Raw genomic sequence first — 25943 nt, 5'->3', positions numbered from 1 at the left:
CGTTTCAGTCCCATAGTTCGTCTCCTTTTCTGCAATAAATGCTATCAAAGGAGCGGCATCAAACCGCGACAGTTCCAAGGCTGGGCTTAGAGCTACAATACTTTCAAAGGCATACGACCAACGTACTAAAGACAAAGAGCTCGAGATCGCTGGTCGCCAGCAAGAGTTCGCGCAAAGAACGTTTTGGCACAACACACCGTTGGTTGTTGCGTTGACAGGATTAATCGCGGTTGGGGCCAATTTCGCAGTGGACTATCTGCGAGCGGATCAAGACCTGTCTGGACTACTTACCAAAGCCGAATTTGATGCTGCGCTTGCGTCAGATGCTGCGGCAGAAGCTCTGTTGCGGGATAGAGAGCGCGAAGTCTTACGAGCTGAACTAGCGGAAAGTCTTGCCGCCGCTGAAGCGGCCAGAATTGAGAGACTAAAGGAGATTGAATTTCAGTATTCTGTGCTCAGTCAACTTGTAGATGAGACGAATGAAAGAGTCAGAGCGAGGTTGCTGCTTTTCTATATCAGAGCTGGCGCGCTTAGGGGCTTAAACGAAGGCGCTCTCACCCAGATGGCCGAAACATCAATTCGCAACACGGGCGGCAACCCTGATGCGCCTATGGGTGTCCCTTCTCGCGAAGCGATCTCTACGGCAGAAGCTGCTACAGTTCGCATTCAATTTTCTGGAAGCAACGGGCAGACAGGTTATTGCACTGCTGTGAACCTATCGCCGAAATACATCCTCGCCCCTAGCTTCTGCGATAACAACTATTTGGGAGGTTCTCATCCATTCTCAGCTGCTTTGGCCGATAACGATGCATTCGTTCGGTTGAAAAACGTATGGAGAGATGAGGTTTCGGCTCTAACAGTTCTCGAAAGGGAAGTCGGAGAAGGAACACCTGTCTCGCTAACGTGGAATTCACTTCGGGCTCCGAGCATCGGGGAAGCAGTATACTTCGCCACCTGGGACTTAGGCTCTGGTGAGAAGACGTCCCTGACTTGCCTGATTACTGGCTTTAGTAACGACCAAAGTGGAATCGCGCATGATTGCGAAACTGGCGCTGGCACCGCAGGCGCTCTGATATTGGCGGTATCTGACAATGCTCCAGTTGGTGTTCATCTTGGCCAAAACGAAATAGGTGGATACGGTGCTAGCCTAGGTTCGCTACGGGATCAGCTGGCTCAGTTCTTCTGACGGCTCATAGCTGCCTTTCGCCGTCCAGTCGAGTTGCTGCGGTCGCATCCCGCTTTGCGGACATTAGCTGCAGGCGTAAAATTTCGACAACGGCGAATTTAAAGATCGCGGACGAAGCTGACGTTTGGCAAAGCCGGTTGAGCAGTACACGCGTGGTTGGTCGCTGAATTTCCATCGAACGCCAAGACGAAACGACATTGACGTTCTCACGTAAAACTATGTGTATTCCGTTTCCTAATTAACTTTGTTTCATTGTCTCTTGGACATAGTTGAAAATGTGCCGTTCCATGATTTGCGCGGATGGCGAGAGCGTGACACCGGCCTTTCGCAGCAAGTGAATCGGCCGCTTGGCAATCGGATTTGCCAACGGGCGAAAGGCAAATCCGGATGAATGCAGCGCCTGGATTGCCATCTCAGGGAGAATTGTAATGCCAATTCCTGCCCGGACCATAGCTGTGAGAGAGGTCAAGTTCTGAGCTGTCAGAAGCGCTTTTGCATGCAGGGCACGAGATTGATCAGCGTCGATCCCTTTTGACAAACTATTTGCGATCAAGCGTTCGCCTTCTAGTTTTTCCCAGTCGATAGGGCCTGTTTCAAATGCCAAAGGGTGCTTTTCTGAACAGATCACACCGAAAGTGTCTGCCAGTAGAAACTGGCTGTGCAGGCCGAAATTCTGTTCCCCGAGCGTGGCAACACCAATATCGACCCGATCTTTGGACAATTCGCGTATGATCGAAGATGAATCCATGTCGCGCAGTTCTATGTCGACATGGCTGAATTCATTGATATGACGCGCAAAAACCTGGGTGATGATTGATCCGGCAACGGAAGGCACGGCCGCAATCCGAACATGGCCAAGGGTGGCCTTGGCGTAGCCCTCTATCGTCCTGACGGTGTCGTCAAATTGCTTGAGTTCGCGTTCTGCCTGCTCAAGAACGAAATCTCCCAAGGCTGTCAATTTGCTCTTTCGATCCGTTTCAAACAGCGGCTCCCCCAGATGGGTCTCGAGCTGTTTGAGCATCATGGAAATCGCAGAAGGTGTGCGGCCCAAAGTACGGGCCGCATCGCTCAGATTTCCACTTTGCGCGACAGCTGCAAAGCAACGCAACATTTCGATTTTTAGTGCCATGGCACCCCGTTTCAGAAAAACTGAAATTTAATTCAATAGTTTGAGTTTGATTGAAGTTGTCGTCGGAGTCCATACTACACCAAACTGACTTTTGTGTAGGGCGACACATCCATGACTGATATCCAAAAGAACCTGATTGCTGGTGAATGGCAGACTGGTGACGGCGAAATCGAAAATCGCAATCCCTCAGACCTTTCGGACCTGATTGGTGTTTTTGCGCAAGCCAGTGGCGATCAACTGGAGGAGACACTGGATCAGGCGCGCATCGCTCAAAAGGAATGGGCGGCCTATGGCATGGAGCGCAAACAAGCGGTTCTGATGGCCATCGGCAATGAGTTGATCGCGCGCTGTGAAGAGCTTGGTACGTTGTTGGCGCGTGAAGAAGGCAAACCCTTTGCTGAAGGCAAAGGCGAAGTCTACCGCGCCGGTCAGTTCTTTACCTATTACGCTGCAGAATGCCTGCGCCAGATCGGTGAAAATGCGGATTCAGTACGCCCAGACATTGAAATCGAAGTGCGCCGCGAAGCAGTGGGCACCGTTGCGATTATCTCTCCATGGAACTTCCCAACCGCCACGGCCTCTTGGAAGATTGCGCCGGCACTTTGTTATGGCAATGCGGTCGTGTGGAAGCCAGCCAACGTCACCCCCGCTTCGGCCGTCGCTCTCACCGAAATCATCAACCGTCAGGACATTCCAAAGGGGCTGTTTAGCCTTGTGATGGGCGCAGGGCGCGCTGTTGGTCAGCGACTGGTTGAAAGTCCGAAGGTCAACGCCATCTCCTTTACCGGTTCCGTGCCAGTGGGCAAAGGCATCGCGGCTGCGGCGATCCAGAACCTGACCAAGGTTCAGATGGAAATGGGGTCCAAAAACGCACTGGCCGTTATGGATGACGCGGATCTCGACCTGGCGGTCGCCCTGGCGCTTGGCGGTGCCTTTGGTGGCACCGGGCAGAAATGCACTGCTTCGTCTCGGCTGGTGGTGCATGAAGCCATCCACGATGCCTTTGTTGATAAACTGGTGGCAGGCGCGCAGGCCATGAAAGTGGGCCATGCGCTGGAAGAAGGCACACAGATGGGGCCGGTTGTCAGCGAACAACAGCTGAATGAAAACCTGGCCTATGTGGACCTCGGCAAATCCGAAGGCGCAGAATTGGCCTGTGGCGGTGCGCGTCTGGAAATGCCGCACAACGGGTTCTACATGTCTCCGGGCGTGTTCTTGAACTCAACAAATGACATGCGCATCAACCGCGAAGAGATGTTCGCCCCACTGACCGCCGTGATCAAAGTCGGCAGCTATGACGAGGCTCTGGCGACCGTGAATGACACCAACTTCGGTCTGACCTCTGGTATCGTAACCAAATCGCTAGCCCGCGCGACCCACTTCCGTCGCAACGCGCAAACCGGCGTGGTCACCATCAACCTGCCCACCGCGGGCACCGACTATCACGTGCCATTTGGCGGCCGGGGCGACAGCTCTTATGGGCCACGCGAACAGGGCAAGGCGGCAGCTGAATTCTACACCACGGTCAAAACCGCTTACATCAGCGCAGGCCCGGTGTGATGCGCATTGATTGTCTTCAATACGCCAATTGGTCGGAAAAGATTTTCCGTCAGCTTCGCGAAGGGGGCGTGGACGCGATCCAAGTCACCATCTCGTATCACGAGAATTTTCGCGAAACGGTTTTGAATTTTGAAAAGTGGAACCGTTGGTTTGAGCAATACCCTGAATTGATCATGAAGGGGCAATGGGCCAGCGACATCGACAAGGCGCGGGAAACCGGTCGCACAGCGGTATTTTTTGGCTTCCAGAACCCGTCGCCAATTGAAGACGACATCGGCTTGGTTGAGATCGTGCATACTTTGGGTGCGCGGTTCATGCAGCTGACATATAACAATCAGTCGCTGCTGGCGACCGGCTGTTATGAGACCGAAGACATGGGTCTGACCCGCATGGGCAAACAGGTGGTCCGGGAGATGAACCGGGTCGGGCTGGTGGTGGACATGAGCCACTCTGCGGACCGATCGACCATCGAAGCGGCCGAATACTCCGAACGTCCGATCGCGATCACCCATGCAAATCCCCATGCGTGGTCTCCGGCTTTACGCAACAAAAAAGACCATGTCATTCGCGCTGTGACCGAACATGGCGGTATGCTTGGGTTCTCGGTCTACCCGCACCATCTCAAGGACAAGTCCGACTGCACGCTGGAGAGCTTCTGCGAGATGATTGCGCGCACGGCGGACACCTATGGTGTGGAGCATCTGGGGATTGGCACCGATCTGTGTCAGGACCAGCCCGACAGTATCGTGGAATGGATGCGTGTGGGTCGCTGGTCCAAAGAAATCGACTATGGCGAAGGCTCTAAGGATGCGCCAGGCTTCCCACCGATGCCGTCCTGGTTCCGGGACAACCGAGATTTTGGCAACATTGAAGAAGGGTTGCGCGCGACAGGAATGCACGCCGATGAGATCGCCGGCATCATGGGCGGAAACTGGTACACCTTCTTTGCCAATAGCTTTGGACCACAGGCCTCATGACCCAGTCCGGCGATCATATTGCGCGCCGGGATCCCGGGATCGTCATGCGGCTGAAGCGGCTGGGGTCACTGCATCAGTGCCGGTTGAGCTTCATGCGCAGTCTCACCAGACGTATGGCCAAAGACAGCTGGTCGTTCTCGCGTCCGATCTTTGACATTGACGACAATGGTGTGGGTCACGCGGTCTATACAGCCCAGGGCCCCGAGCGCACGTATTCGCTGGTGGCCTTCGCCCACGACCTGCCGCCAGAGATGCGCTCTGACCGGGTGATTGCCACAGCCTGGGACGCGACGTTTACGCTGTTTGATGGCATCCCTGACGATGCAGACATCGAGCGCCTGTCCAAAAATGTCCCGCTGCAAGAGGCGGGGCGGGTCAGCAATAGCGAAATCTCGGTCTCTCGCGCCAACCGGTCGGTGCGCCTGTGGGCCCATTTTGTGGACGCGTTGGCATCTGGCCGCCAGCCGGATCAGGACAAGATTGACGCGGTCGGATATCTGATGCGCACCACGGCTGTTTACGGCTCCGGCAAACTGGGAGCGATTGATCGCGAAGGCATTGCAGATCGCAAAGAACTTGCCGCACCGTTTCAGGCGGAAATGCTATCAGTCTTTCTGACGCGTACTTTTGCACGCGATCTCGTGCAGCACATGGCAAACGTAAAGGGCGGAGATCAGGCCGTACGGCTCGATCCGGCGATTGCCCGTGGGCTTGGGATCGGGAACTCAACCGGTCTGGGCATGGCCCCGTTCATCGTGAACCACCCGGTGCTGTTCAACAATTGGATAATGGCCCGTGAAGAGGCGATTGCCCGCGTCCGCGCACTGAAGTCTGCATCGGAATCTGAGAAAGCTCTTTTTGAAACGGTTCTGAGCAGGAGCGTCGTGACCGTCGATCACTGGAGGTCAGAGCATCCGATCCAGATCGCAAAACTCCAAGGGTTAAACGCCGATCTGGAGCTGTTGAGCGACCATCTGTCGAGCACAGGCCTTGCAAATGCCTATCCGTGGGATTGCCTGATGGCTTGGGCTGAAACCGCGTTGAGCGAAGAAGGGCAAGAGCTGGTCGCCTCGCTTATTCTGGAACCCTACGACGAGATCGTTGATGGTTTGGCGACCTGCATGGCGGACAGCAACAAAGACGCCTTTGTCATTGATGGCGCGATGCGGGTGCAAGAGGTTCGCGCCCTGATCAAAGAGTGCTTTGGTTGGGCCTTTGATGTCGACTGGAACGCCACGGTCAATCAAGCGCGGGCGTGGTACGTGTCCGAAGAAAAGCTGGAACCCCGTCTGGGGGAACGCTTTGAAGAACCTATCGAAGACTATGAACAGCCCCTGGCTCCGGCGCGCGACGCAGTTGCGGCTTTCAAAGCGATGGAGTCCTTTGATGCAACGCAAGAGATAGCCGCCTTCCTGCTGGAACATCCAGAGCATCGCCATACGGTCCGCCGTGCCCAGATCAGTGCCATCGCGCCTTACGGGGAAATTCGTGACAACACGATTTCCGCTACAGTGCGGCCGATCGACATGCTGCGCGCAAAGCTCTCGTTCTTTGGGGCGATATGTTTTGATCCGCGGTCTGATCGCTGGGTCAGAATTTGCATGTACGCAGGCGCACCCTATCCTGAGGAGCTGTCCACCGCGAACGCTGATCTTTGGGTTTATCCGGAGGCATCGGCATGAGCTATTCGCTGAACGAAATGGAAGCGACAGCAAAACGCGCCACACGGGGTGCCGGTTATTCCTGGGGCTTGGCGGAAGAGGCGTCAAAGGCGGCGCGCTGGTTATGCGCACAAGGATTGGATGGCAGCGCATATCTCGTGCGGGTTCTTGAAAGCGACCTTGCTATAAACCCGCCTTTGCATCGACCAAAAACCGTTGAAGGTGTTTGGAAGGGGGAAAACAACTTGTGCCCCCTTGCCGTCGGTTCACTTCTTTCTGACTGCGCCAAGCACCTGCAGCACACCCCCATAGAAATGCACAACATTGCAGTTCCGTCGATGCTGCTGCCGTTTGTTGCCCAGGCTGCGCGCGCCCTGGGAAGTACGATCTGTGTGACTTGTGATGGTCTTTTGGCTGAAACGAACGGAACCGCACTACATCAAAACCAGGCCTTTGCGGACACAGCCACCTCTGTGATTGTGGCCCGTTCGACGACGGTCTTGAAGCCAACGGTGCACGTCACACGCGCATTTCCGACCAAAGAGAGTTGGAACAGTTTGAACCAGTTTGCGCACCGAACATATGCGCCTGCAACCGAGGAATCCCGAAAACTGGGGGCCGGAGCAGGATTGTCAGACAATGATTGAATAGGCATCTCAATGGTAGAAATGAAAACTCTTACGCTGGCCGAAATTGAAGACCTGTCCATGCGGGCGCTGGTTGCGGCAGGCACCACCGATGACAATGCACGTCCGCTCGCCGTTGCAACTGCAGCAACCGAAGCAGACGGTGTCGCCAGCCATGGGCTTGCCTATATTCCCATCTACTGTGAACACGTTCAATGTGGGAAGGTGGATGGAAAAGCCAAACCGACGCTTGAGCGCCCACGCCCCGGCGTCATCACCGTTGATGCCGCAACTGGCTTTGCCCATTCCGCAATTGATATGGGGTTTGAGGCCCTGATCCCAGCCGCACGCGAACAGGGTGTCGCGGTGCTTGCCATCAACAATAGCTACAATTGCGGCGTTCTTGGCTATCACACCTGTCGTCTTGCACAGGAGGGGCTGCTTGGGATTGGATTTACCAATGCCCCCGCATCCATCGCGCCATCTGGCGGTGCAAAGCCGGTTGTTGGGACAAATCCTTTTTCCATCGCGGCACCGGGCACGGATGGGCAACCGGCCGTTTTGATCGACCAAAGTGCCAGTACCATCGCCAAAAGCGAGGTTATGAAACATGCCCGCGAAGGCATGCCCATCCCCGTAGGCTGGGCGCTGGATGCGGAGGGCAATCCGACGACAGATCCGAATGTGGGCCTAAAAGGCTCGATGGCACCATCGGGTGGCTACAAAGGTGTTGGAATAGCGTTGCTGACCGAAATTATGGCCGCTGCCATGACCGGGGCCACACTCGGAATACATGCGTCTCCCTTCTCGGGAACCGTCGGCGGGCCGCCTAGAACGGGGCAATTCTTCATCGCCATAGACCCGATCGTAACGTCGGGTGACGCTTTTGCGACAAACATAGCCGCCTTGGCAAAAGCGGTACATGACCAAGAGGGCTCACATCTTCCTGGTGACGGTAGGCGAAATAATCGGCTGGCCGCCCAGGCCAACGGCGTGGCTGTGAATACGGCAACACTCGCCAAGATCGAAGCGATCATCAACTAAACCGCGCGGAAACATTCCGGGGTGATCCGCCGGATAAAAACAAAACCCGTCGATCAATCCTTATGCGAACAGGGAGATATCGCATGTCTTTAAAGCAACCATTCACCGACTTACAGGTCCGCAGGGCCGGAAGCGGGTTTTATAAGGGGCATAGCGTTGAAATCGCGCTTTTGAGCAAAGCCATCATGGTCGGTCTGGTCATCTGGGCGCTTGTTTGGCCGGCTAACGCAAATGGCGTTCTGGGTAGCCTGAACTGGAAACTTCTTGAAGGGTTCAACAGTTTCTACATCATCATTGTGGGACTGTTTTCCTTCTTCCTGTTGGTTGTGGCCTTACTGCCTCAGACCGGGCGCAAAATCATGGGACGCGAAGGGGAAAAACCTGAGTTTTCTAACTTCTCTTGGTTTTCGATGATGTTCGGCGCTGGATTGGGTGTGGGGCTGATGGTTTTTGCGACCGCAGAGCCGCTGGGACTGTGGGGATCAAACCCTGTTGTTTTGGCCGGGGATGTGGCACCAAACACGAAGGACGCCGTGCAATCGGGTTTCCGTTACACGTTTCTGCACTATGGCTTCCATGCTTGGGCGATCTATGTAACCACGGGTCTTGCCCTGGCTTATTACGCTTATACGCGCGGTATGCCCCTAACGATCCGGTCCGCTCTGACACCTTTGTTTGGGAAACTGATGAACGGGCTGTTTGGGCACATCGTTGACGTGCTTGGCGTTGTCGCCACGATCCTAGGTGTTTCTGTCACAATCGGATTTGGCGTTTCCCAGTTCATTGACGGTCTTTATGCCATTACCGGTGCTGAATGGATGATGGACACCAGCGGTGACACGCCTGCCCCCGGTACAGTCGGTCTTATTGTGGGTCTCGTCGTGATCATGGGCCTGTCAATCGTCTCCGCAGTCTCCGGAGTTGGTCGCGGGGTTAAATACCTGTCCAACCTGAACCTGATCCTGTCGATTATCCTGCTTGCGACCTTTGTGATCTTTGGCTCATTCCTCTTTGCGATGACCACCTATGCGACGGCGCTTGTTGACTATTTTCTGCACTATGTCGCGCTGAGCTTTGGTGCGTTTGGACCGCAATCCGCCGCTGATTTCGCAGCATCCTTGCCGCCTGAAGCTGCCCCCTTTGCAGATGCGCTGCGTGGTGGCGCGACCAACGCTTGGGGCACGTTTGAGGGGTTCAAAACCAACCTGGAAGGCGAAGCTGCAGCACTGTCTGACAGCGTCCTGCAGGCAGCATATGCCGCAGGTGAACCGGGTCGTCAGTTTGGCTGGCAAGCTGGCTGGACCACTTTCTACTGGGCCTGGTGGATCGCATTCTCACCCTTCGTTGGTCTGTTCCTGGCACGTATCTCCAAAGGCCGTTCGGTGCGTGAATTTATCGTAGGCTGTGTGTTCGCGCCTGCGCTTGTCTGCTTTGCGTGGATGGCGATTTTGGGCGGTACTGCAATTGACATGGAGTTGAGTGGTGCAGCAGAAGGTGTCATCATTGGCGCGTCCAACACCGCTAAACTGTTCGTCACGCTTGAACAAATCATCTCAGGCGGTTTGCTGTCCGGTATAACTGTCATGTGTGTTGTGCTGATCATGACTTTCCTGGTGACCTCGGCGGACTCTGGCATTCTGGTGATGAACACCATCATGTCCGGCGGGGATCAGAACATCGGCAACAAACATAAGATCGTTTGGGGCGTCATTTTGACCTTTGTAATCGGAACGCTTCTGATTGCAGGTAAATCCAATGGCGGCGCTGATCCGATGGATGCACTTCGCAACGCGATGATCATTGGAGCCCTACCGTTCACAATGGTTATGGGCCTGATGTGCGTCTCACTTGCCAAAGCGCTTTACCGCGACAACCTGCGCGAAAAGTCTTCCGAGACCGTTTCTGCAGCTGAATGAAACTTTGTGTAAGATTAGGCAGTCTCCAAGGCTGCCTGACCATCAATTTTTCGGCGATAAATTTTTATCTAGTGATTAAAGTAATGGGAACCACCGGCCCAAAGGGGCCGTTTGACAGAAAAGTTTACGCTGCGGCGCAGCTCTCCGAAGCGGACATCAGCTCATCCACACTTTTGATCCTGGCAGTAGAAGAAACTCTTGTTGGTTGCGACAAATCTGATCTTTTCTTACTGTTTTCGTTGATTACGATTTGATGTTTGGAGCCCCCTTCGTGTTTGAAGAACGCTATTGCGCATTTATTGATATTTTGGGTTTCTCAAGTACCGTACTTGAGCTAGAGCAGTCGCCCAACCCCCAAAGGCTCGACCGGTTATTGGCTATGAGTCCTGACCCTAAGCATCTAACCAAAAATTATTGAATCCCCATTGAGATCCGCCTCAAAGAGCCCCTCAAGCGGGGAGATGTCATCATAGACTGTATGCGACACATAAGCACCGGTAGCACCCAGCGACCAAAGTGACGTTATGCCTGTAGCTGAGACGAGAAGACCATTGTAACCGCCTTGATCATTGGCAGCGATCTGCGTGAGTTCCCACGGACCTACAGCTTCATGACTGAAGGTATCCGGACCAACATCACCGTGTATTGGGTGTGTCACACGCAGGAGCGTGCCATCATCTGTTGTGAACACATACTGATCCGTGTTGGTGTCCAGATACAGTGTTTCGTCGCCATTGTCTTCGATGAGGGTAAGCGCGTTGCCATCCCCATTGAGATCCGCCTCAAAGAGCCCCTCAAGCGGGGAGATGTCATCATAGACTGTATGCGACACATAAGCACCGGTAGCATCCAGCGACCAAAGTGACGTTATGCCTGTAGCTGAGACGAGAAGACCATTGTAACCGCCTTGATCATTGGCAGCGATCTGCGTGAGTTCCCACGGACCGACAGCTTCATGACTGAAGGTATCCGGACCAACATCACCGTGTATTGGATGTGTCACACGCAGGAGCGTGCCATCATCTGTTGTGAACACATACTGATCCGTGTTGGTGTCCAGATACAGTGTTTCGTCGCCATTGTCTTCGATGAGCAATAAATTCGTCATGGAGTGTCTTCGTAAATAATTCAAAACTTTTGTGATTATTATCGATCATACTTTCGTTAACAAAAGGTTATAGGGCTGCTGGGCTTTGTTGCACAAATCCCGCTAGGGATTCATCTTGCGAATCCAGCATGATAGCTGGAGGGCATGAGCAGTTGGGCCCCTACAAAGTACAAGACCACGAATTGGTCGGCTTACAATGACAGCCTGAAGCGTCGCGGATCGCTGTCGATCTGGTTTGATCCTGAGATGGTTTGGGTGCCGCCGCCGAGCGGCAAGCGCGGCCGTCAACAGAGTTTCAGTGACGCTGCGATCCAGGCGTGCCTTACGCTGAAGGTGCTGTTCGGGATGCCGCTCCGGCAGAGTGAGACAGTGAAGGCGCCACTGGTTCGAGCCCACTGGCGAACGGTTTTGTACAAAGCTTGTTGCGGCTCGTCGGCTTGGATTGGTCGGTACCGGACTTCAGCACCCTGTGCCGCCGCCAGAAAACCCTGAACGTGAGCCTGCCCTATCGGGGCGGCACCGATCCGTTGAACCTTCTGATCGATAGCACGGGCATCAAGGCCGAGGGTGAAGGCGAGTGGAATGCCCGCAAGCATGGCGGCCCGAAACGCCGGATTTGGCGCAAGATACACATTGGAATCGACGAAGAAACGCTGGAAGTTCGCGCCGTCGAAATCACCACCAGCAATGTCGGTGACGCGCCAATGCTGCCAGAGTTGCTCAATCAAATCCCAACCGATCAGACCATCGGGTCAGTGACCGCCGACGGGGCCTATGACACGCGCAAATGCCATGATGCGATTGCTGCTCGGAATGCCCATGCGGTCATCCCTCCGCGCAAGAACGCAAAGCCATGGAAACCAACAACTGCTGGGGCAATCGCCCGGAACGAAGCGGTCAACGCCTCACGTTACCTCGGTAAGGCCATCTGGCGACGGTGGAGCGGATATCACCGCAGAAGCCGTGTCGAGGCAAAGATGAACTGCATCAAACTGCTTGGACAATCCCTGATGGCAAGAGACTTCGACCGGCAGGTCGCAGAAATTCAGGTCCGTGCCGCGGTCCTCAACCGCTACACCGCTCTTGGCATTCCCGTCACAGAGACCGTAGGATAAATCCGTCCGGGGAAAGGGGAAGCACGGCCCTCAACTGATTTGTGCAACAAAGCCGTTTTGTGTCTAACTTTTGAAATTACCGATCAAAACAAGATTCAAAACATTGAAACCAAACAGTTTCATAGAGCGCATTGCGCGATCCAATTAGGTGGGCATGCAGTCAAGGTATAGTACGACAATGCCCGTGATGCAAAGGCGTTCTAGTACCTCAAAAGGCTGATGTAGAGACAGTCAATTGTCAGCAGGGACATCTTACCTTCACAATTCGAAAATGAACGGCTCATTGCTGCCTTTGACCAGCACGCATCATTGCCGCGTTTGCAGCCCGCTTAGCGGTCATTCGCAGCGAAGCAAGTCTGATCGGATTCAGTGGTGGAGACTCATGCTGAACCCGTACTTGGTGCTCCAGCAGGCACGAGTATGCATTGACGTAATGGGGGCTAATCCAAGTAGATCGCCCGATGTCGCCTGCAATCTCGCCGATCTGGCTTCCCACGGAGGGAACGGGCTCAAGGCTTGGATAGAAGAGATGAGGCCTGACATGGCGTTTAATTGCCAACGTGGCTGACCTGAAGAACGGCGACTGACGTTGGGAATCGAAGCACTCCGGCCGCAGCGATTTGGCAGAAAAGCTATTGAAAATAAGTGGTTTTCTTTAGCGCGACTTTAAACAGTATTGCGAGCGGCAAGACTACAACAAAGAGCCAAACAAGCGAGAGAAACGCTTCGCTGAAGGTCAGCAGTGCAACTTGCGACCTGACTGATTGCTGAATAGCTGCCAACGCAGCACCATCAATTAGACCAGGATCAAGGCCACGGCCGATGAAACCCTGAGACACGAACTCGGTTCTTTGCTGAAGTGCCGGATTGGATGGATGGAGATTACTGCCTAAAATCTGGAGATTGAGTGTGTTCGTCCGCTGTATGTATGTGTCTAAGCATGCAATGCCGATTAACCCTCCCAATTGACGCCCAAGGTTAAACAAACCTGTACCGGCGGAAACCAATTGCGGTGGCAATCCGATCAGTGTGACTAGCGTCAGACTCAAAAATAAGAAGCCCAGTCCCAGACCTCGCAACAACAGTGCGAACCACATGTCATGTGATCCGCTTTGCGGGCCTGATCCGGACAGCATCCACATGGACGTCATCACAAGAAGGACACCGATCGGGATGAATATCACTGGATTGGCACCGCGTGATGTCGTGAACCAACCGGCTATCAGCAGAGCCAACCCGATGGTCAAACTGGAAGGAAGAAGAAGCCGCGCGGTCGTATCCGACGGTAGGTGTAACACATTCAGCGCAAAAACCTGAATGAGGAAGGCGCTGCCGAACAGAGCAAAGCCAGCCACGAGACTGACCGCAAAGCCAAAGGCGAATTCCGGGTTGCAAAACACATCGTATCTGAACATGGCGCGGCGCGGTCGCATGTTCATTCGGACCACAAAGGCGATCAACCCAACGAGCGCCGCAGCAACCCACCAGCGCATGTGGGTAGTGTCGAGCCAGTTCCAGCGTGCACCTTCCGACAACGCATAACCCATTGCAGTCATTGCAATGGCAAACAGCCCCAGGCAGACCCAATCAAACTCCAACTCATCGTACTTCTGTGCAGGCAGGTAGTGCCGCACGGCAAACAGAATGAGTGATGCGGCCAACGCCACGCAGGCACTGAGGGCAAACATCCACCTCCACGAACCCCCAGCGATGAGTTCTCCGTGTAAGGCGGGTGCGGCAGATGCAGGCGCAACCACAACTCCAAAGGCAAACACAGCCTGGATCAGACCCTGCCGGCTTTTGGGAAACAGCTGGAAGAGAATTGTTTGGCATGACACGAGAAGGGCAGCACCCGTTGCGCCTTGCAAAATTCGAGAGGCCACAATGCTCATGATACCGGGACAAATCGCACATAACAGGGACGCTACGATACTTCCAACCAACGCAAACCAAAGGATAGGTCCAGCCCCGGCTCGATTGACGGCCCATGCGCAGGCGGGAAGAAGGGTAAGCTTTGCGGCCACAAAGGCGGTATTCAACCAGTTTGCAGTATCCTGAGTGACGGACAAGCTTTCCATGAACTGATGGCGGGCCATACCGTAAACTGTGCTGTTCAGCGCATCCACAGTAACCGCAAGCGTCAGTCCGACCACCACCAGCGCGAGAGCATATGCGTCCGGTCGATGACCGCTCGGGTTGGCCTGCAAACAAGTCAAGTTTGGATCTGAAGGCTTTCGGGTATCGAAAGACGTAGACTTGGCACCATGGTGGCTGACTTGCCTGTCTTCACAACCAGAGCCAGCTTCATCCATCTTTCTGGGTCCAGGAAGGCTCTGTGGAGATCTTGGTTACCGCTTCACTTGATGTTTTGCCCTCAGCTCCTGAGTGGGTATCAACGCGGACTTTGGCGGACATTCCAGCGCGAAGTCGGCTGAAAAGCGGGCTTTCGGACGCTATTGAAATTTTTACTGGTATCCTTTGGACAACGCGTATGAAGTTGCCAGTAGCGTTGTCAGACGGCAAAAGGCTGAACTCTGCTCCGCTGGCCGGGGCAATACTGTCTACATGTCCCGGAATTTCCTGACTTCCAAACGCATCAACGCGAATTGCAACCAATTGACCTGGAGCCAAGTTCTCCAGTTGAGTTTCTTTGAAGTTGGCCACAACCCATTTTTGTTCATCCGACACAACAGCCAGAAGTGGCGACCCGGCTCGCACAAACTGCCCCGGTTCGACATGCAGGTTCCCGACAAGCCCGTTTATTGGCGAGCGGACAATTGTGTCTTCAAGAGAGATTTCAGAGATCTGAAACAGTGCAGACGCTTGTTCGACAGACGCATCAAGTGCAGCTGCCTGGGCATCTAAAACACGAAGCTTTTGCTGGCTGGCCTTCAAAGCTGCTTGGGCCTGCTCGACGGATGATCGCGCCCTGACGGCGGTGGCGGTAGCGGTTTCCAGACGTGCTTCGGTTGCCCAGCCCTCATCTATCAGGCTTTTTGCCCTACGCAGATCCTTATTGGTTCGCTCGGCTTCAGCCAGCGCGGCATCTTTTCTGGCGCGGGCTTCGTCGGTTAACAGGACCTGCATGTGGCGTTCTTCATCAAGCCTTGCTCGGGCAGCCTTTGCGGCTGCCAATGCGGCTTTTGCTTGCCTGACATTTGCTTGATGGTCGATTGGATCAATACGAAGTAGAACATCTCCCGCTGCAACTCTTTGGTTGTCAGTGACGGCAACCTCAACGAGGTACCCTGCCACTTTTGACGCGATCGGCACTTTGTCGCTACGCACATAGGCGTTGTCGGTCCGGGCATAGTTGTTGCGGGTCTGCCAGTAGTTGTATCCACCAATAGCTGAGGCGAGGCATAGGGTTGCGGCACCCATGACGGCAATCTTCTTTGAAAGCCTAAGGACCATGTCAATCTTTCTCCTCGGAACCGGCATGTGCCGATGGATGGGCACAAAAGGGTACGAAACCGTACCGTTGTACTATATGGTACGATACCGTACCATTGCAAGCTCTCGTATCGCGTTCTGGAGGTCAATTTTGAGCGAAACACCAACAGCTTTGACAGCACGGCAAAAAAAGAAGCGAGAAGAAATAATTGAAATCGCGTCGGAAATATTTCTCCGGGAAGGGTTCGGTCGCACCAGCATGGATCAGATTCATGCCCGACTGGGCGGTTCCAAACGGACTCTCTATAGCCATTTCCCCAAAAAAGAGGCTTTGTTTCACACAATTGTCGAACGGATTTCGGGACGGGTCTTTGCAGCATTGCAGCCAAAACCGGCGGAGGGTGCATTTGAACGGGCTCTATTCCGGATGGGATACGAATATCTGAGCGTTCTTCTGTCGTCCGAGGGCATTGCTTTGTATCGTATCATGACGGCGGAAGCGCATCATTTTCCGGAGCTATCCCGGGATTTTTTTGTGCGCGGTCCTGCCGTTGCAAGTAAAGGATTGGCGCGCTTCTTTGAAGCCAATCAAACGGCAGGCAACCTTGTAACCTCAGACGCCCGAACAGCGGCAGAACAGTTCTTGGGTGCCGTTCGAGGGGATGTGCATCTTTCAGCAGTGCTGGCGGGTGAACAGCCTTCCCAAGTGGTTTTAGAAGACAAGGTGGCGTGCGCGGTTAGATTGTTTGCCAAAAGGCCGGGTATTGAAAAAGCTTCTGACTCTCCAACTCAATTGTAGTCGTTCAAGAAGCGGCATGGATAAAAGCGCACTGCCCCGAACCGGTTACTTTGGCAATGCGTCTTACTCAGAACAGCATCAAAGCCTGGGAGACTGCGTCCGCCCTTGCAGTTCCTCGAATGATCATCTAGCGATACAAAACCTGTCGAAGGAGATTTATGCGCAGAAGCCGAACCTGAACCGCAGCTGCGGTGGCAATAAGTGCCAGTTTTGGCACTGTTTCTCTGTGCAAAATTTCTGCAGGAATATCATGGAAAACATCAATACACGCATCCGTGCCTATATGGCGTCGGACAATGAAAAGCTTTCGACAATCTGGCTTGATGCCTCTCTTTCGGCGCATGCCTTTATTGGAGAAGAACGGCTGCGTGAGCAGCAAAGACTTATCGAGACGACGTATCTCCCCGACTCGGAGACCTGGGTGGCCTGTCAATCGGGGGAGCCGATTGGCTTCATCAGCCTGGTGGACAGTTTCATCGGCGGCTTGTTTGTCGCGCCGCATTACCAGATGCAGGGAATCGGTCGGATTCTGGTCGGCCATGCAATGGCCCTGAAGGAGGAGTTGCGGTTAGAGGTTTACGTGGACAACCACCGGGCACTTGCCTTCTATCAGACGCTTGGGTTCGAAGAGCTATCAAGACGGGCAATAGATGATGATGGATTGCCCTTCGAGACTGTCCAGTTGCGACTGAAAAGCTGACGAAAGAGCTGGGCGACGACATACAACGTCCCGCCCAGCATTTCCCAACCACACCAAGCTGTCATCATACCTGGGGTAGATAGACCGTTTAGTATCGCCCGCTTTCGAACAATCTGAGCCGCGGTTTATGCCGTGCACGGTAAAGGTATCGGGCCCAGAGTGCAAACACGGGTGTCAGCATACCGGCATCGATCTCGATGCGATCATGCAATCGGCTGCCGGTCTCGATCTTCGTGACCTTAAGGCTGTGCAGCCATGTCTTTACACCGGCACCCCGTTCGGAAGAGCGAAGGATCATGCGCTGATTGTCGCATTCCAACACCTCCATGCGATAGGGTTGCGCAGGGAGTTTGCCGAAGAGCGACACCATCACTTCAAGCCTCTGCCCAGTTTGGGTGCGCCCGGCTGGCAACCCCTCAAACGAGACCAATCCTTCCATAACCTCGCTCAGCGCCGCGTAATCGGTGGCCAACGTCCACAATCTTGACGCGCTTACGGGATAGTCGTTCTGTAAAGTGACAATCCTCATGCGAGCCTCGTCAGTTCCTGCGCGCAATACATCTGATCTCGATGCAAGCGCCTTCCCGGACAAAACCCGCGACTTCAATCGCTGTCCATGCAGGGAACGGTTCCGACACATATTTCGCCCGTATGTCTTTGAACGCATTTAGATGATCACGCAGACCAACGTGATAGCTGGTCATCTCCACCAGATGTTCGAAGCCCAGTCCGGCTTCGGTCAGCACCATCCCGATCTTCTCAAAGACCGCCTCAATCTGATCGGTCGGGTTGTCAGCCAGCAAGCCGTCCGCATCAGCACCTGTGAGGCCGGTCATGAAGACAAAGCCATCGTGCTCAAGCCCCGGTGACATCATCCAGTCCGTCACGTAGCTTTGGAGGCTTTTGGGGACAATAGGTTTCGGCATGGTCTACCCTTCCAGGTGCATTGTGTCTTTGTAGATGTTATCGCAGTGCATCAGGGTTCTAGCTGCCAAGCAAAAGAAGTGCTGAACAGACGAACCAGACAAGCCAGTGTGGCAGTCGCCACAGGCTGACCGCAGTGTTGCACAGGACCTTCATCTGGACGATCCAAACCACGCCCCACAAAAAGAACAGCACTCCGAAAAACAAGATCGCCGGACGCTCCAACGGACCCAGGTTCAGGACGGCGATGCCGAACAGCGCCGCCGCCACCACCAGAAGATCGACAGACAGCATCTGAAAGGCGCACATGGCCTGAACCCAATTGGCGTTGCGTTGCGTCTCCGATCTGGGTGGGGCGAGTGTGGCAGTCTCTTTTGTACCGATGACGACATGAGCCAGAAAGGCGGCCAGCGTAATGCAGGCAACGATGAAAACCCAAATGTTCAAGTGATATCTCCGCTATGTGAAACGTGGCAAGGCGAGTCAGTCGTTGGAGGCCGATGCTGGCCGTAACCCGGCGCCAAGCATTGAAATTGCCTCGCGGACCAAACGCCTGTGCCGTCGCCTTGTTATGTCAAACAAACTCATATGCAATACTACTCCATCCATCATGCTGGCCAGCGCGCGGCCCATCGAGGCGGCATCATAGTGCTCTGCAACCTGCTTTCGGTTTTGAAGATGTGAGATCTGGTTGGCGTAGTGGGCGCCCAGACGATCAAAAAACCGGGCCACATGCTGCGAGAAATCCTCCGATGCAAAACTTGGGCCGAACACCTCGAAGAAGACACGAAGAAATGAAGCCTGCTCGGTCGGGATATCCATCGTTCGGTTGAGCTCGTCGAGAAAGGCATCAAGCGTCTCGCAAGTCTGGCCTTGTGTGATCCGGTCTTCCAACATTGCAAAATGGCGATCGACAATTGCCGTCGTCATCGCGTCCTTGCTGTTGAAATAGATGTAGAGTGTACCTTTGGCCAAGCTGGCAGCGCGTGCAATATCGCTCATCGATGACGCATGATAACCCTTTTCAACAAAGACCTTCAGGGCGGCATCGAGGATTTCACCTCGCATTTTCGCTTTGTCCACGACCTTGGGCATTCACCTGCAACCCTTGCTGCTTTCTTTCGTGCCCATCATAGACACAGAATTATTATGACCGGATGGTCATCTTTGTCGCATCCACTTTAATGACTGGTTGGTCATTATAAATCAATTCTGAAAACGACCTCGCCATCATTTTTTGCTGCGACGGTAAACACAAAACCCAAAGTCATGGGTAAATCACAGGCTCTAAGGAGAAGACATGCAAACCGCACCGATCAACTGGACTTACTCAGGCAGCATTGATCCGCTTTGCGGGACAGGGGCCACAGTGGCTGAACGTGTCCTGGCATATGGTATGGCCACTATTTTCACCGGCATCATTCTGACTACGGATTAGACCCATGATGTGCCCCTCGCCGAGGGTTGGAAAATCGCGCTGCTTGCATTTTTCGCGTTTGACATCGCCGGTGGCGCGGTCGCAAACATGCTCAACTCTTGCAAACGGTTTTATCACACGGACCTGCAACCAGGTGAGGGCCTAAGCGCCCGGCTGGCAAAGAATCCGATGCTGTTCACCGCTATACACATGCACCCGATCATCATCGCCTACTTTTTGAACCGCCACCTCCTGAATGCGGCGATCTGGTATGCGCTGCTTCTCGTCAGCGTGACAACATTGCTGGTGATGCCCCTATATCTGCGCCGTGCAGCTGCAACAGGCCTGACCGTGCTTGCCCTGCTTAGCGACCAGCTTCTTCTGCCGCTTGGGGACGGGTTGGAATGGTTTATCCCCTGTCTTTTCATAAAGATGGTTCTCGGCCATGCGGTCCAGGAAGAACCATATGGAGCTGGTTAACAGCAATGTGGGCCATCGTTCGCAAGAGATCAGATCACATCAAGCCGAGCGAAGGAGCATAATGTACCAATCCGAGCAGCATTGGCACATCTGGAGCTCACATCAAGGCAGCCTAAACGAAAACCAAATCTGGGCTGCCTTGCTTAGATCAAGATGCTAAGCGCTTCGTACCCAGATTTGACGCAGAACACGGAAAGAGATCGCCGATGCCAAACCACATCCTTGCTCCAGTCCTCAGCACTGACCGCTTTATCCTAAGAGGTCACCGGACCAGCGACTTCGATGACAGTGCTGCGATGTGGGCTGATCCAGAGGTGGTTGCCATGATTTCAGACGAGCCATCCACCGAAGTGCAGTCTTGGACTCGACTTCTGAGCTATACTGATCACCGGTAGCATCTCGGCTTTGGATATTGGGTCGTTGAATGCAAGAATACCGGCGTATTCCTTGGAGAGGTTGGGTTTGCCGGCCACCGACGCGATACGGCGCCTTCCCTGGGTGGAAATCCGGAGGCAGGCTGGGTGTTCAAAACGAACGCACAAGGTAAAGGCTACGCCACCGAGGCCGTTACAAGGATGTTGAAATGGGCAAATGAATGAATGGAGTTCGATCGAACATCCTGCATTTTTTATCCAGAACACTCCAACTCCATCAGGGTTGCTGAAAAGACTGGATTCTCGAACAAGATCATGGGCACCTATGGCACCCTCGAGACGCTTTTCATGCGACGAGCGCGCCAGTTTCGCTGATCTACCGGATGCATTAACAAGGGGCGGCCACTGGTCAACGTTGTGCTCTAAAGATCCAGGGACAGGGCGCCTGGTAGTGATGACACGCATGGGGCATCGGTGGCGGCTTCAGTTGTTTCTCTGCCTTTCTGATAGCTGGACGTCCGCTTCTGCGAACTCCATAGGCACTTACCATGTCTGCAGCGAATGTCTGCTGTCCGCCGTTCGTGCACAAAGCGTGGACGTCAGTTGGCTGACTGAGATTACTCTGGAGGTGACACGTTTCGCGCGACCAGAGGCAACATATCTGACCAAAAAGGCAAAACTATGTGATCATTTACAATTGGAAGTTTGGTGGAGCCTAGGGGAGTCGAACCCCTGACCTCTTGCATGCCATGCAAGCGCTCTCCCAACTGAGCTAAGGCCCCATCCGGCCGCCGGGGCACTGGTGCGCCTTGCGGTGTGAGAGGTCGTTTAAGCCGACTCTGTTGGGGCTGCAAGAGGAAAATGGGCGGGGCCTGCGTTTTTTGGTAAAATTTCAATAGCCGGGGCGAGCCTGGCAATTATACGCAAAGGTTGGGGCAGGGGGCGTTGGAAGGGGCCAGTCTGCCCATCGCGCCTGAGACGGACCAAAGCCTGGCGCAGACCAAAAAAGAGGAGGCGCGGGGCCTCCTCTTGTCGAGCCATCTGACAGGCGGGCCGGGTGCGGCGGCCCTGCGTGTCCAACAGGTCTTAGGTTTCGTCGTCGGGTGCGGACATGTCGGTCAGGTCGTCCAACGACACGTTGTCCTCGTCGTCGTCATCATCCAGGATGTCATCTCCCAGATCCACATCAACCGCGTCATCGTCATCATCCAGAACGACATCTTCGGAGTCTGTGTTCTCTTTTGCTTTTGCGCTGGCCGCATCTTCGGCATCCGCTTCGATCATGCGCGATTTGCCGGTGTTCAGCTCAACGATCTCGCCCGTATAAGGGCTGACGATCGGGTCCTTGTTCAGGTCGTAAAAACGCTTGCCGGTGGTCGGGCAGACGCGTTTTGTACCCCATTCTTCCTTGGGCATGTGATGTCCCCTTGATTATGCTGTGAGTCGTATCGACGATTCAGGTGCCTTGCCATATGCAGGTTTGACTGTCAAAGCCTTTGCGAACAAGGGACATCGAATGAGCAACCAACACCTTCTTGGCGACCCGCCGATCCCGCTGACCCTGCGCCGCTCGGCGCGGGCGCGACGGATTTCGCTGCGCGTGTCAGCCCTGGACGGACGGGTGACCGTGACACTGCCCGAGCGGCTGCGGACCGAGGCGGCGTTGGAGTTTGCCTCTGAGAAGGAAGACTGGATCCGCAAACATCTGGCACGCCAGCCTGCGCAGGTACAGGTGGGGATTGATACGCTGCTGCCGGTGGATGGAACCCAGCGCCGGGTGGTGGCCGCAACGGGGCGTCGGGTGGAATTGGGGCCTGACACCATCGCCGTGCCTCCCGCCGCGCTGCATCGCAGCCTGGAACGGTATCTGCGTGAGTTGGCCCGCGACCGGCTGGCAGAGGCCTCGGATTTCTATGCCGCCCGTCTGGGGCGCAGCTACGCGCGGATCACCCTGCGCGATACTCGGTCACGGTGGGGGTCCTGTACGTCAGATGGGGGGCTGATGTATTCGTGGCGGCTGATCCTGGCGCCGCCCGATGTGCTGCGCTATGTGGCCGCCCATGAGGTGGCGCATCTGGCCGAGATGAACCATTCCCCAGCCTTTTGGAACCACGTGCACAGGCTGTTTGGCAATTACGAACCCGCCCGCAATTGGCTGCGCAGCCACGGTGGAGAATTGCATCGGTTCCGCTTTGACGGGCCTGAGCGGTCAGGGGAATAAGGTGACCGGATCACCGTCGACCCATTGCGGGTATTTTGTCATGATCCCAGAAAATCGATCCGAGGTCAGGAACCGCTCCAGCCAGCCCTGCAGCGCGGGCCAGTCTTCTGCGTCAAACCGGGCTTTGTCGATAAAGGCAAACTGGCGAACAAAGGGTAGGATCGCATAATCTGCAAGCGTCGGCCGGTCAAAGATCCACGTGTCGATCTGCTCATCCAGCCGGGCCAGAAACGCATGCGCCACAGCCCGGTGATCCTCGGGGTCTTCACCTGGATAACGGGTGGCGTATTTGGTCCGGTCCAGCGCGTGTTTGAACGGGCCATCGGCTTCGGTGATCCAGCTGTGCCCGGCCTCTGGCATCTCCAGCCAGCCCTCGGGGTCTGATTGGGCCAGGGCCCAGGTCATGATGTCAAAGCTTTCATCGATCACCTGCGATCCCGCCACCAGACAGGGCACCGTGGCCGAGGGGGAGGCCGACAGGAAGGCTGTGGGTTTGTCGCGCAAAACCACTTCGCGTAGTTCAACCGCCACGCCAGAGGCCGCCAGCCCCAGGCGGGCGCGCATCGCATAGGGGCAGCGGCGAAAGGAATACAGGATCGGCATCTGGGTCATCACCCCTGTGATCTAACGCAGGTTTCGCGGGCAGGCAACGCGGTCAGGGCTCACAAAACCGTCCCCGTCGCAGATTGCGGTTGACCCGCGCCAGATTTGTGATCACATGCAAGGCCATGTTACGTACTGCCCGCAATTCCACGCACCCGACCGAAGTCACCGCTGCCGCGCATGACCGCGTCTATCGCGCCTTGCGCACACGGATCATGCACGGCGAGATTGCTCCTGGTGCGGCCCTGACCCTGCGTGGGATCGGGCGGGAATATGAGGTCTCGATGACGCCCGCGCGCGAAGCCGTGCGCCGTCTGGTGGCTGAAGGGGCGCTGTTTTTGTCCTCGTCGGGCCGGGTGTCGACACCCGAATTGAGCAATGAGCGGATCGAGGAACTGGCGGCCCTGCGCGCGTTGATCGAGGTGGAACTGGCCTCACGCGCTTTGCCTCGGGCCCATATGGCGCTGATCGATCGGATGCAGGATATCAATTCCAACGTGGCTGAGGCCGTCGCGAAACGCGATGCTGTGGGGTATATTCGCACCAATCTGGAATTCCACCGCACGCTGTATCTGCGGGCACAGGCCCCAGCCATGCTGGCGATGGCGGAAACCGTCTGGCTGCAGCTGGGGCCCACCATGCGGGCGCTTTATGGGCGCCTGCGCCGGACCGAGCCACCACAGGACCATCGCTTGATCATCGCCGCGCTCAAGGCAGGGGATGAGCCCAGCCTGCGGCTGGCGGTGCGCTCGGATGTGACCAAAGGGCTGCGTTTGCTGGCGGGGTAGAAACCCCAACGGTTCACTTTGCGCGTAAATATTCCAATGCAGCGCAGCTTTGTCGCAGCATGTCCAAGGATGCGCCAGCACGCGCCATGATCCGATGCCCGACATATTGGTTGACCAACAGATGGGCGAGGCTTTGGGCATTCTGGGGGTGGCTGGAGTCTTCTATTGCGGAACAAAACCCACCATGCATGCGTCCGAGTGCGCTGGCTACAGCCGCTCCAATCTCTGGGTCAATGGCTGCAGGGCCCGCGGCAGCCGAACACAGAAGGCAACCGCGTCGGTCCCCCTGTTCCACCACATCCGTGATTGCCCGAAACAGCTCTTGGATCCGGACCCAGCCATCAGTGCCCGGAGCGGTGAGCAAAGAAACCGCCTCATTGACTGCTTTTTCATCATATTGCTCCAGAACACGCAGGTATAACGTCTTCTTGTCAACGAATGCCTTGTAAAGGCTCCCGCGTGTCAGCTTCATGCCCTCCAGAAGATCGGGCAGGGATGCATCATCATAGCCCTTTTCCCAAAACACATCGAGCGCCCGCGCCAGTGCTGTGTCGATGTCAAACTCCCGGGGTCGTGCCATGTGCTACCTCGTCTCACCCATTAATTCGGAACCATTTGGTCCACTATCACGCAAATGCGATTTGGAACTGATTGGTTCCCAATGTTATGCATCCGGTACAGAGTTTTCAACCGGCAAACATTTGCCTCAAGTCAAAGTCAGGACCACGATATGAAATCGGTTTTTGTAAAATCCCTGGGCATCGCTGCGGCTGCGATGATCGCCTTTGCACCGCTCGCTGCAACTGCAGGCCAGTCCAAAACGCATGGTGAGTTCACCGGTGCCAGCGATCACGTCACCACTGGCGGTGTAAAGATCATCAAAACCAAAGACGGCGGCGCGGTTGTGATCCTGGACAGCGATTTCAGCCTGGATGGCGCCCCGGACCCACGTGTGGGCTTTGGCAAAGACGGTGAATTTGTCGACACCGCAGACCTTGGCGCGCTGCAGAGCAAGACCGGCACCCAAGTCTACATCGTGCCCGCCAGCGTCAATGTAAATGACTTCAACGAAGTCTATATCTGGTGCAAGAAATTCTCGGTTCCGCTGGGCGTTGCCGCGCTGAAGTAAGCTGCGACCTTTAACAGTTGGACAGGGGAGGGCGAGCCCGCCCCTGTCCTCCCGGTCTTGCAAGGCAGGTCACCCGCATGACCCTGACCTGCAAGGCCGGAGCCTCAGGCAGAATGCCGGTTCCAAGCCACGCCCTCTGCCAGCTTGTACCCCCACGGCAGGCCCCGGTTACGCCAGCCATTCACGGCCCGCGCGCCATTGCCGTTCTTGTCACCTTCAAACCCTTCGGTCAGGTTCCAGACATTGGTGAACCCAGCCTTGATCAACAGGCGTGCAGCTGTGGCCGAGCGGCTGCCGGACCGGCAGGTTACAAACAGCGGCGCGGATTGGCTTTTGCCTTTGCTGCGGAACAATGCCTCAAATTCGGCAACCACATTGGGGTTTGCCGCCATCTGGTACTGACCGCTTTGCGGATGCACCGCATGGGTGGCCACATTCAACGGGATGATCTTGTCCAGCCCTTGGGGGTGGCCGACAAAGGTAATCTCAATAGGGTCCCGCACATCGACAAACAGGATCTCGGGATCTTGCACCATTGCCTGATGGGCGGCCGTTGGCGACAGATAGAGCCCAAGGGGGGTGGTTTTCGACGCTTTAAGCGTGCTTGCCTGAATATCCGAGGTGATCACCCCCGCCATTGCCCCGGACGCTGCCAAGGCAACACCTGCGCCAATAAACCCCCTGCGTGACATCTGATCCATGTCCTGCCCCTTTGCTCTGCGTTTGCGCATTCCGGCGCATTTCCGTTTCCGTTGGCCACAGGCATATCAGGGGCAGGTCCGCGCCCCATGTG

27 protein-coding genes, 1 tRNA gene and 2 pseudogenes are annotated in these 25943 nt (G+C 55.2%); 17 read left to right on the top strand and 13 right to left on the bottom strand.

Going from position 1 to position 25943, the window contains the following annotated elements; translation table 11 throughout:
- Nucleotides 1–211: 211 nt before the first annotated feature.
- The gene (locus tag GFB49_RS18675; protein ID WP_153217487.1) at nucleotides 212–1186 is read left to right on the top strand and encodes a hypothetical protein; all 975 of its coding nucleotides are present in this window, start codon (nucleotides 212–214) and stop codon (nucleotides 1184–1186) included.
- A gap of 238 nt (nucleotides 1187–1424) precedes the next feature.
- Here GFB49_RS18675 and GFB49_RS18670 read toward each other — a convergent pair whose 3' ends face one another.
- Nucleotides 1425–2315 carry a LysR family transcriptional regulator gene (locus GFB49_RS18670; RefSeq protein WP_153217485.1) on the bottom strand — a complete coding sequence of 297 codons (891 nt, stop codon included), beginning with the start codon at nucleotides 2313–2315 and terminating at the stop codon, nucleotides 1425–1427.
- A 111-nt stretch (nucleotides 2316–2426) separates the two neighbouring features.
- Here GFB49_RS18670 and GFB49_RS18665 point away from each other — a divergent pair, with 111 nt between their 5' ends.
- The 7 genes from GFB49_RS18665 (at nucleotide 2427) to GFB49_RS18635 (ending at nucleotide 10353) form a co-directional block, all read left to right on the top strand.
- Complete coding sequence (locus GFB49_RS18665) at nucleotides 2427–3875, top strand: aldehyde dehydrogenase family protein (RefSeq protein ID WP_153217483.1); 1449 nt, start codon at nucleotides 2427–2429, stop codon at nucleotides 3873–3875.
- Nucleotides 3875–4852: a membrane dipeptidase gene (locus tag GFB49_RS18660; RefSeq protein WP_153217481.1), complete on the top strand. Its 978-nt coding sequence runs from the start codon at nucleotides 3875–3877 to the stop codon at nucleotides 4850–4852. Before GFB49_RS18665 ends, GFB49_RS18660 begins: the two co-directional genes overlap by 1 nt.
- Complete coding sequence (locus GFB49_RS18655; protein ID WP_153217479.1) at nucleotides 4849–6534, top strand: hypothetical protein; 1686 nt, start codon at nucleotides 4849–4851, stop codon at nucleotides 6532–6534. Before GFB49_RS18660 ends, GFB49_RS18655 begins: the two co-directional genes overlap by 4 nt.
- Nucleotides 6531–7160 carry a DUF3726 domain-containing protein gene (locus tag GFB49_RS18650; RefSeq protein ID WP_153217477.1) on the top strand — a complete coding sequence of 210 codons (630 nt, stop codon included), beginning with the start codon at nucleotides 6531–6533 and terminating at the stop codon, nucleotides 7158–7160. The genes GFB49_RS18655 and GFB49_RS18650 overlap by 4 nt, the downstream gene beginning before the upstream one ends.
- 12 nt (nucleotides 7161–7172) lie before the next feature.
- The gene (locus GFB49_RS18645) at nucleotides 7173–8183 is read left to right on the top strand and encodes an Ldh family oxidoreductase (RefSeq protein ID WP_153217476.1); all 1011 of its coding nucleotides are present in this window, start codon (nucleotides 7173–7175) and stop codon (nucleotides 8181–8183) included.
- Between the two features lie 83 nt (nucleotides 8184–8266).
- Nucleotides 8267–10099 carry a BCCT family transporter gene (locus GFB49_RS18640; protein WP_153217474.1) on the top strand — a complete coding sequence of 611 codons (1833 nt, stop codon included), beginning with the start codon at nucleotides 8267–8269 and terminating at the stop codon, nucleotides 10097–10099.
- An 83-nt stretch (nucleotides 10100–10182) separates the two neighbouring features.
- Nucleotides 10183–10353 (top strand): hypothetical protein, encoded by a 171-nt coding sequence (locus GFB49_RS18635; RefSeq protein ID WP_194269400.1) that lies wholly within the window; start codon nucleotides 10183–10185, stop codon nucleotides 10351–10353.
- A gap of 146 nt (nucleotides 10354–10499) precedes the next feature.
- Here GFB49_RS18635 and GFB49_RS18630 read toward each other — a convergent pair whose 3' ends face one another.
- Nucleotides 10500–11207, bottom strand: a complete 708-nt coding sequence (locus GFB49_RS18630; protein ID WP_153217470.1) for a hypothetical protein — start codon at nucleotides 11205–11207, stop codon at nucleotides 10500–10502.
- 144 nt (nucleotides 11208–11351) lie between these two features.
- Here GFB49_RS18630 and GFB49_RS18625 point away from each other — a divergent pair.
- Nucleotides 11352–12322: pseudogene (locus tag GFB49_RS18625) on the top strand (IS5 family transposase).
- A 632-nt stretch (nucleotides 12323–12954) separates the two neighbouring features.
- Here GFB49_RS18625 and GFB49_RS18620 read toward each other — a convergent pair.
- Both GFB49_RS18620 and GFB49_RS18615 read right to left on the bottom strand, forming a co-directional pair.
- Nucleotides 12955–14634: an MFS transporter gene (locus GFB49_RS18620; RefSeq protein ID WP_153217468.1), complete on the bottom strand. Its 1680-nt coding sequence runs from the start codon at nucleotides 14632–14634 to the stop codon at nucleotides 12955–12957.
- A complete protein-coding gene (locus tag GFB49_RS18615) occupies nucleotides 14627–15736 on the bottom strand; it encodes an HlyD family secretion protein (protein ID WP_153217466.1) in 1110 nt (369 codons plus the stop codon). Before GFB49_RS18615 ends, GFB49_RS18620 begins: the two co-directional genes overlap by 8 nt.
- A gap of 130 nt (nucleotides 15737–15866) precedes the next feature.
- On the opposite strand from GFB49_RS18615, the gene GFB49_RS18610 reads away from it, so the two are divergent.
- Nucleotides 15867–16514, top strand: coding sequence for a TetR/AcrR family transcriptional regulator (locus GFB49_RS18610; RefSeq protein ID WP_246149795.1), 648 nt, complete (start codon nucleotides 15867–15869; stop codon nucleotides 16512–16514).
- Between the two features lie 250 nt (nucleotides 16515–16764).
- Nucleotides 16765–17214, top strand: coding sequence for a GNAT family N-acetyltransferase (locus GFB49_RS18605; protein WP_153217464.1), 450 nt, complete (start codon nucleotides 16765–16767; stop codon nucleotides 17212–17214).
- 88 nt (nucleotides 17215–17302) lie between these two features.
- Here GFB49_RS18605 and GFB49_RS18600 read toward each other — a convergent pair whose 3' ends face one another.
- The 4 genes from GFB49_RS18600 to GFB49_RS18585 all read right to left on the bottom strand — a co-directional run bounded on the left by GFB49_RS18600 (nucleotide 17303) and on the right by GFB49_RS18585 (nucleotide 19233).
- Nucleotides 17303–17686: a hypothetical protein gene (locus GFB49_RS18600; protein ID WP_153217463.1), complete on the bottom strand. Its 384-nt coding sequence runs from the start codon at nucleotides 17684–17686 to the stop codon at nucleotides 17303–17305.
- Nucleotides 17687–17753: 67 nt separating this feature from the next.
- Complete coding sequence (locus tag GFB49_RS18595) at nucleotides 17754–18140, bottom strand: Rid family hydrolase (protein ID WP_153217461.1); 387 nt, start codon at nucleotides 18138–18140, stop codon at nucleotides 17754–17756.
- A gap of 58 nt (nucleotides 18141–18198) precedes the next feature.
- A complete protein-coding gene (locus tag GFB49_RS18590) occupies nucleotides 18199–18585 on the bottom strand; it encodes a hypothetical protein (RefSeq protein ID WP_153217459.1) in 387 nt (128 codons plus the stop codon).
- Between the two features lie 36 nt (nucleotides 18586–18621).
- Nucleotides 18622–19233 (bottom strand): TetR/AcrR family transcriptional regulator, encoded by a 612-nt coding sequence (locus GFB49_RS18585; RefSeq protein WP_153217456.1) that lies wholly within the window; start codon nucleotides 19231–19233, stop codon nucleotides 18622–18624.
- Between the two features lie 205 nt (nucleotides 19234–19438).
- On the opposite strand from GFB49_RS18585, the gene GFB49_RS18580 reads away from it, so the two are divergent.
- From GFB49_RS18580 to GFB49_RS21310, 3 genes and pseudogenes are all read left to right on the top strand, one after another.
- Entirely contained in the window at nucleotides 19439–19576 is a 138-nt protein-coding gene (locus tag GFB49_RS18580) for a hypothetical protein (RefSeq protein WP_153217454.1), read from the top strand.
- Nucleotides 19577–19585: 9 nt separating this feature from the next.
- Entirely contained in the window at nucleotides 19586–20035 is a 450-nt protein-coding gene (locus GFB49_RS21120) for a hypothetical protein (protein ID WP_214644985.1), read from the top strand.
- Between the two features lie 413 nt (nucleotides 20036–20448).
- Nucleotides 20449–20634: pseudogene (locus tag GFB49_RS21310) on the top strand (GNAT family N-acetyltransferase); the annotation flags it as partial.
- A gap of 481 nt (nucleotides 20635–21115) precedes the next feature.
- On the opposite strand, the gene GFB49_RS18565 reads toward GFB49_RS21310, so the two are convergent.
- Together GFB49_RS18565 and GFB49_RS18560 are read right to left on the bottom strand one after the other, a co-directional pair.
- A tRNA-Ala gene (locus GFB49_RS18565) sits at nucleotides 21116–21191 on the bottom strand.
- A gap of 304 nt (nucleotides 21192–21495) precedes the next feature.
- A complete protein-coding gene (locus tag GFB49_RS18560; RefSeq protein ID WP_153217450.1) occupies nucleotides 21496–21825 on the bottom strand; it encodes a TIGR02300 family protein in 330 nt (109 codons plus the stop codon).
- A gap of 100 nt (nucleotides 21826–21925) precedes the next feature.
- On the opposite strand from GFB49_RS18560, the gene GFB49_RS18555 reads away from it, so the two are divergent.
- On the top strand, nucleotides 21926–22630 hold the full coding sequence (locus GFB49_RS18555) for a M48 family metallopeptidase (protein WP_153217448.1): 705 nt from the start codon (nucleotides 21926–21928) through the stop codon (nucleotides 22628–22630).
- Here GFB49_RS18555 and GFB49_RS18550 read toward each other — a convergent pair.
- Nucleotides 22619–23242, bottom strand: a complete 624-nt coding sequence (locus tag GFB49_RS18550) for a glutathione S-transferase (protein WP_246149794.1) — start codon at nucleotides 23240–23242, stop codon at nucleotides 22619–22621. The genes GFB49_RS18555 and GFB49_RS18550 overlap by 12 nt on opposite strands.
- 116 nt (nucleotides 23243–23358) lie before the next feature.
- Between GFB49_RS18550 and GFB49_RS18545 the strand changes: the two genes are divergently transcribed.
- Nucleotides 23359–24021 carry a GntR family transcriptional regulator gene (locus tag GFB49_RS18545; RefSeq protein WP_153217446.1) on the top strand — a complete coding sequence of 221 codons (663 nt, stop codon included), beginning with the start codon at nucleotides 23359–23361 and terminating at the stop codon, nucleotides 24019–24021.
- Between the two features lie 13 nt (nucleotides 24022–24034).
- Here GFB49_RS18545 and GFB49_RS18540 read toward each other — a convergent pair whose 3' ends face one another.
- Nucleotides 24035–24601, bottom strand: a complete 567-nt coding sequence (locus tag GFB49_RS18540; protein WP_153217444.1) for a TetR/AcrR family transcriptional regulator — start codon at nucleotides 24599–24601, stop codon at nucleotides 24035–24037.
- A gap of 150 nt (nucleotides 24602–24751) precedes the next feature.
- Here GFB49_RS18540 and GFB49_RS18535 point away from each other — a divergent pair, with 150 nt between their 5' ends.
- Nucleotides 24752–25150: a DM13 domain-containing protein gene (locus tag GFB49_RS18535; RefSeq protein WP_153217442.1), complete on the top strand. Its 399-nt coding sequence runs from the start codon at nucleotides 24752–24754 to the stop codon at nucleotides 25148–25150.
- Nucleotides 25151–25254: 104 nt separating this feature from the next.
- Here GFB49_RS18535 and GFB49_RS18530 read toward each other — a convergent pair whose 3' ends face one another.
- Nucleotides 25255–25851 carry a rhodanese-like domain-containing protein gene (locus tag GFB49_RS18530; RefSeq protein WP_194269397.1) on the bottom strand — a complete coding sequence of 199 codons (597 nt, stop codon included), beginning with the start codon at nucleotides 25849–25851 and terminating at the stop codon, nucleotides 25255–25257.
- Nucleotides 25852–25943 lie beyond the last annotated feature (92 nt).

Origin of the sequence: Tritonibacter litoralis (genome assembly GCF_009496005.1) — a bacterium.
In the GTDB taxonomy this organism is placed as follows: Bacteria; Pseudomonadota; Alphaproteobacteria; order Rhodobacterales; family Rhodobacteraceae; genus Epibacterium; species Epibacterium litoralis.
This window is presented reverse-complemented; position numbering and strand designations above follow the sequence as displayed.

Coding starts and splice junctions, on each gene's coding strand:
- GFB49_RS18550 (WP_246149794.1), bottom strand. CDS start 23,242: ATGACCCAGATGCCGATCCTGTATTCCTTTCGCCGCTGCCCCTATGCG.
- GFB49_RS18530 (WP_194269397.1), bottom strand. CDS start 25,851: ATGGATCAGATGTCACGCAGGGGGTTTATTGGCGCAGGTGTTGCCTTG.
- GFB49_RS18545 (WP_153217446.1), top strand. CDS start 23,359: ATGTTACGTACTGCCCGCAATTCCACGCACCCGACCGAAGTCACCGCT.
- GFB49_RS18660 (WP_153217481.1), top strand. CDS start 3,875: ATGCGCATTGATTGTCTTCAATACGCCAATTGGTCGGAAAAGATTTTC.
- GFB49_RS18670 (WP_153217485.1), bottom strand. CDS start 2,315: ATGGCACTAAAAATCGAAATGTTGCGTTGCTTTGCAGCTGTCGCGCAA.
- GFB49_RS18645 (WP_153217476.1), top strand. CDS start 7,173: ATGGTAGAAATGAAAACTCTTACGCTGGCCGAAATTGAAGACCTGTCC.
- GFB49_RS18635 (WP_194269400.1), top strand. CDS start 10,183: ATGGGAACCACCGGCCCAAAGGGGCCGTTTGACAGAAAAGTTTACGCT.
- GFB49_RS18595 (WP_153217461.1), bottom strand. CDS start 18,140: ATGCCGAAACCTATTGTCCCCAAAAGCCTCCAAAGCTACGTGACGGAC.
- GFB49_RS18650 (WP_153217477.1), top strand. CDS start 6,531: ATGAGCTATTCGCTGAACGAAATGGAAGCGACAGCAAAACGCGCCACA.
- GFB49_RS18665 (WP_153217483.1), top strand. CDS start 2,427: ATGACTGATATCCAAAAGAACCTGATTGCTGGTGAATGGCAGACTGGT.
- GFB49_RS18555 (WP_153217448.1), top strand. CDS start 21,926: ATGAGCAACCAACACCTTCTTGGCGACCCGCCGATCCCGCTGACCCTG.
- GFB49_RS18560 (WP_153217450.1), bottom strand. CDS start 21,825: ATGCCCAAGGAAGAATGGGGTACAAAACGCGTCTGCCCGACCACCGGC.
- GFB49_RS18605 (WP_153217464.1), top strand. CDS start 16,765: ATGGAAAACATCAATACACGCATCCGTGCCTATATGGCGTCGGACAAT.
- GFB49_RS18620 (WP_153217468.1), bottom strand. CDS start 14,634: ATGGATGAAGCTGGCTCTGGTTGTGAAGACAGGCAAGTCAGCCACCAT.
- GFB49_RS18585 (WP_153217456.1), bottom strand. CDS start 19,233: ATGCCCAAGGTCGTGGACAAAGCGAAAATGCGAGGTGAAATCCTCGAT.
- GFB49_RS18655 (WP_153217479.1), top strand. CDS start 4,849: ATGACCCAGTCCGGCGATCATATTGCGCGCCGGGATCCCGGGATCGTC.
- GFB49_RS18580 (WP_153217454.1), top strand. CDS start 19,439: ATGCAAACCGCACCGATCAACTGGACTTACTCAGGCAGCATTGATCCG.
- GFB49_RS18540 (WP_153217444.1), bottom strand. CDS start 24,601: ATGGCACGACCCCGGGAGTTTGACATCGACACAGCACTGGCGCGGGCG.
- GFB49_RS18535 (WP_153217442.1), top strand. CDS start 24,752: ATGAAATCGGTTTTTGTAAAATCCCTGGGCATCGCTGCGGCTGCGATG.
- GFB49_RS18640 (WP_153217474.1), top strand. CDS start 8,267: ATGTCTTTAAAGCAACCATTCACCGACTTACAGGTCCGCAGGGCCGGA.
- GFB49_RS18630 (WP_153217470.1), bottom strand. CDS start 11,207: ATGACGAATTTATTGCTCATCGAAGACAATGGCGACGAAACACTGTAT.
- GFB49_RS18615 (WP_153217466.1), bottom strand. CDS start 15,736: ATGGTCCTTAGGCTTTCAAAGAAGATTGCCGTCATGGGTGCCGCAACC.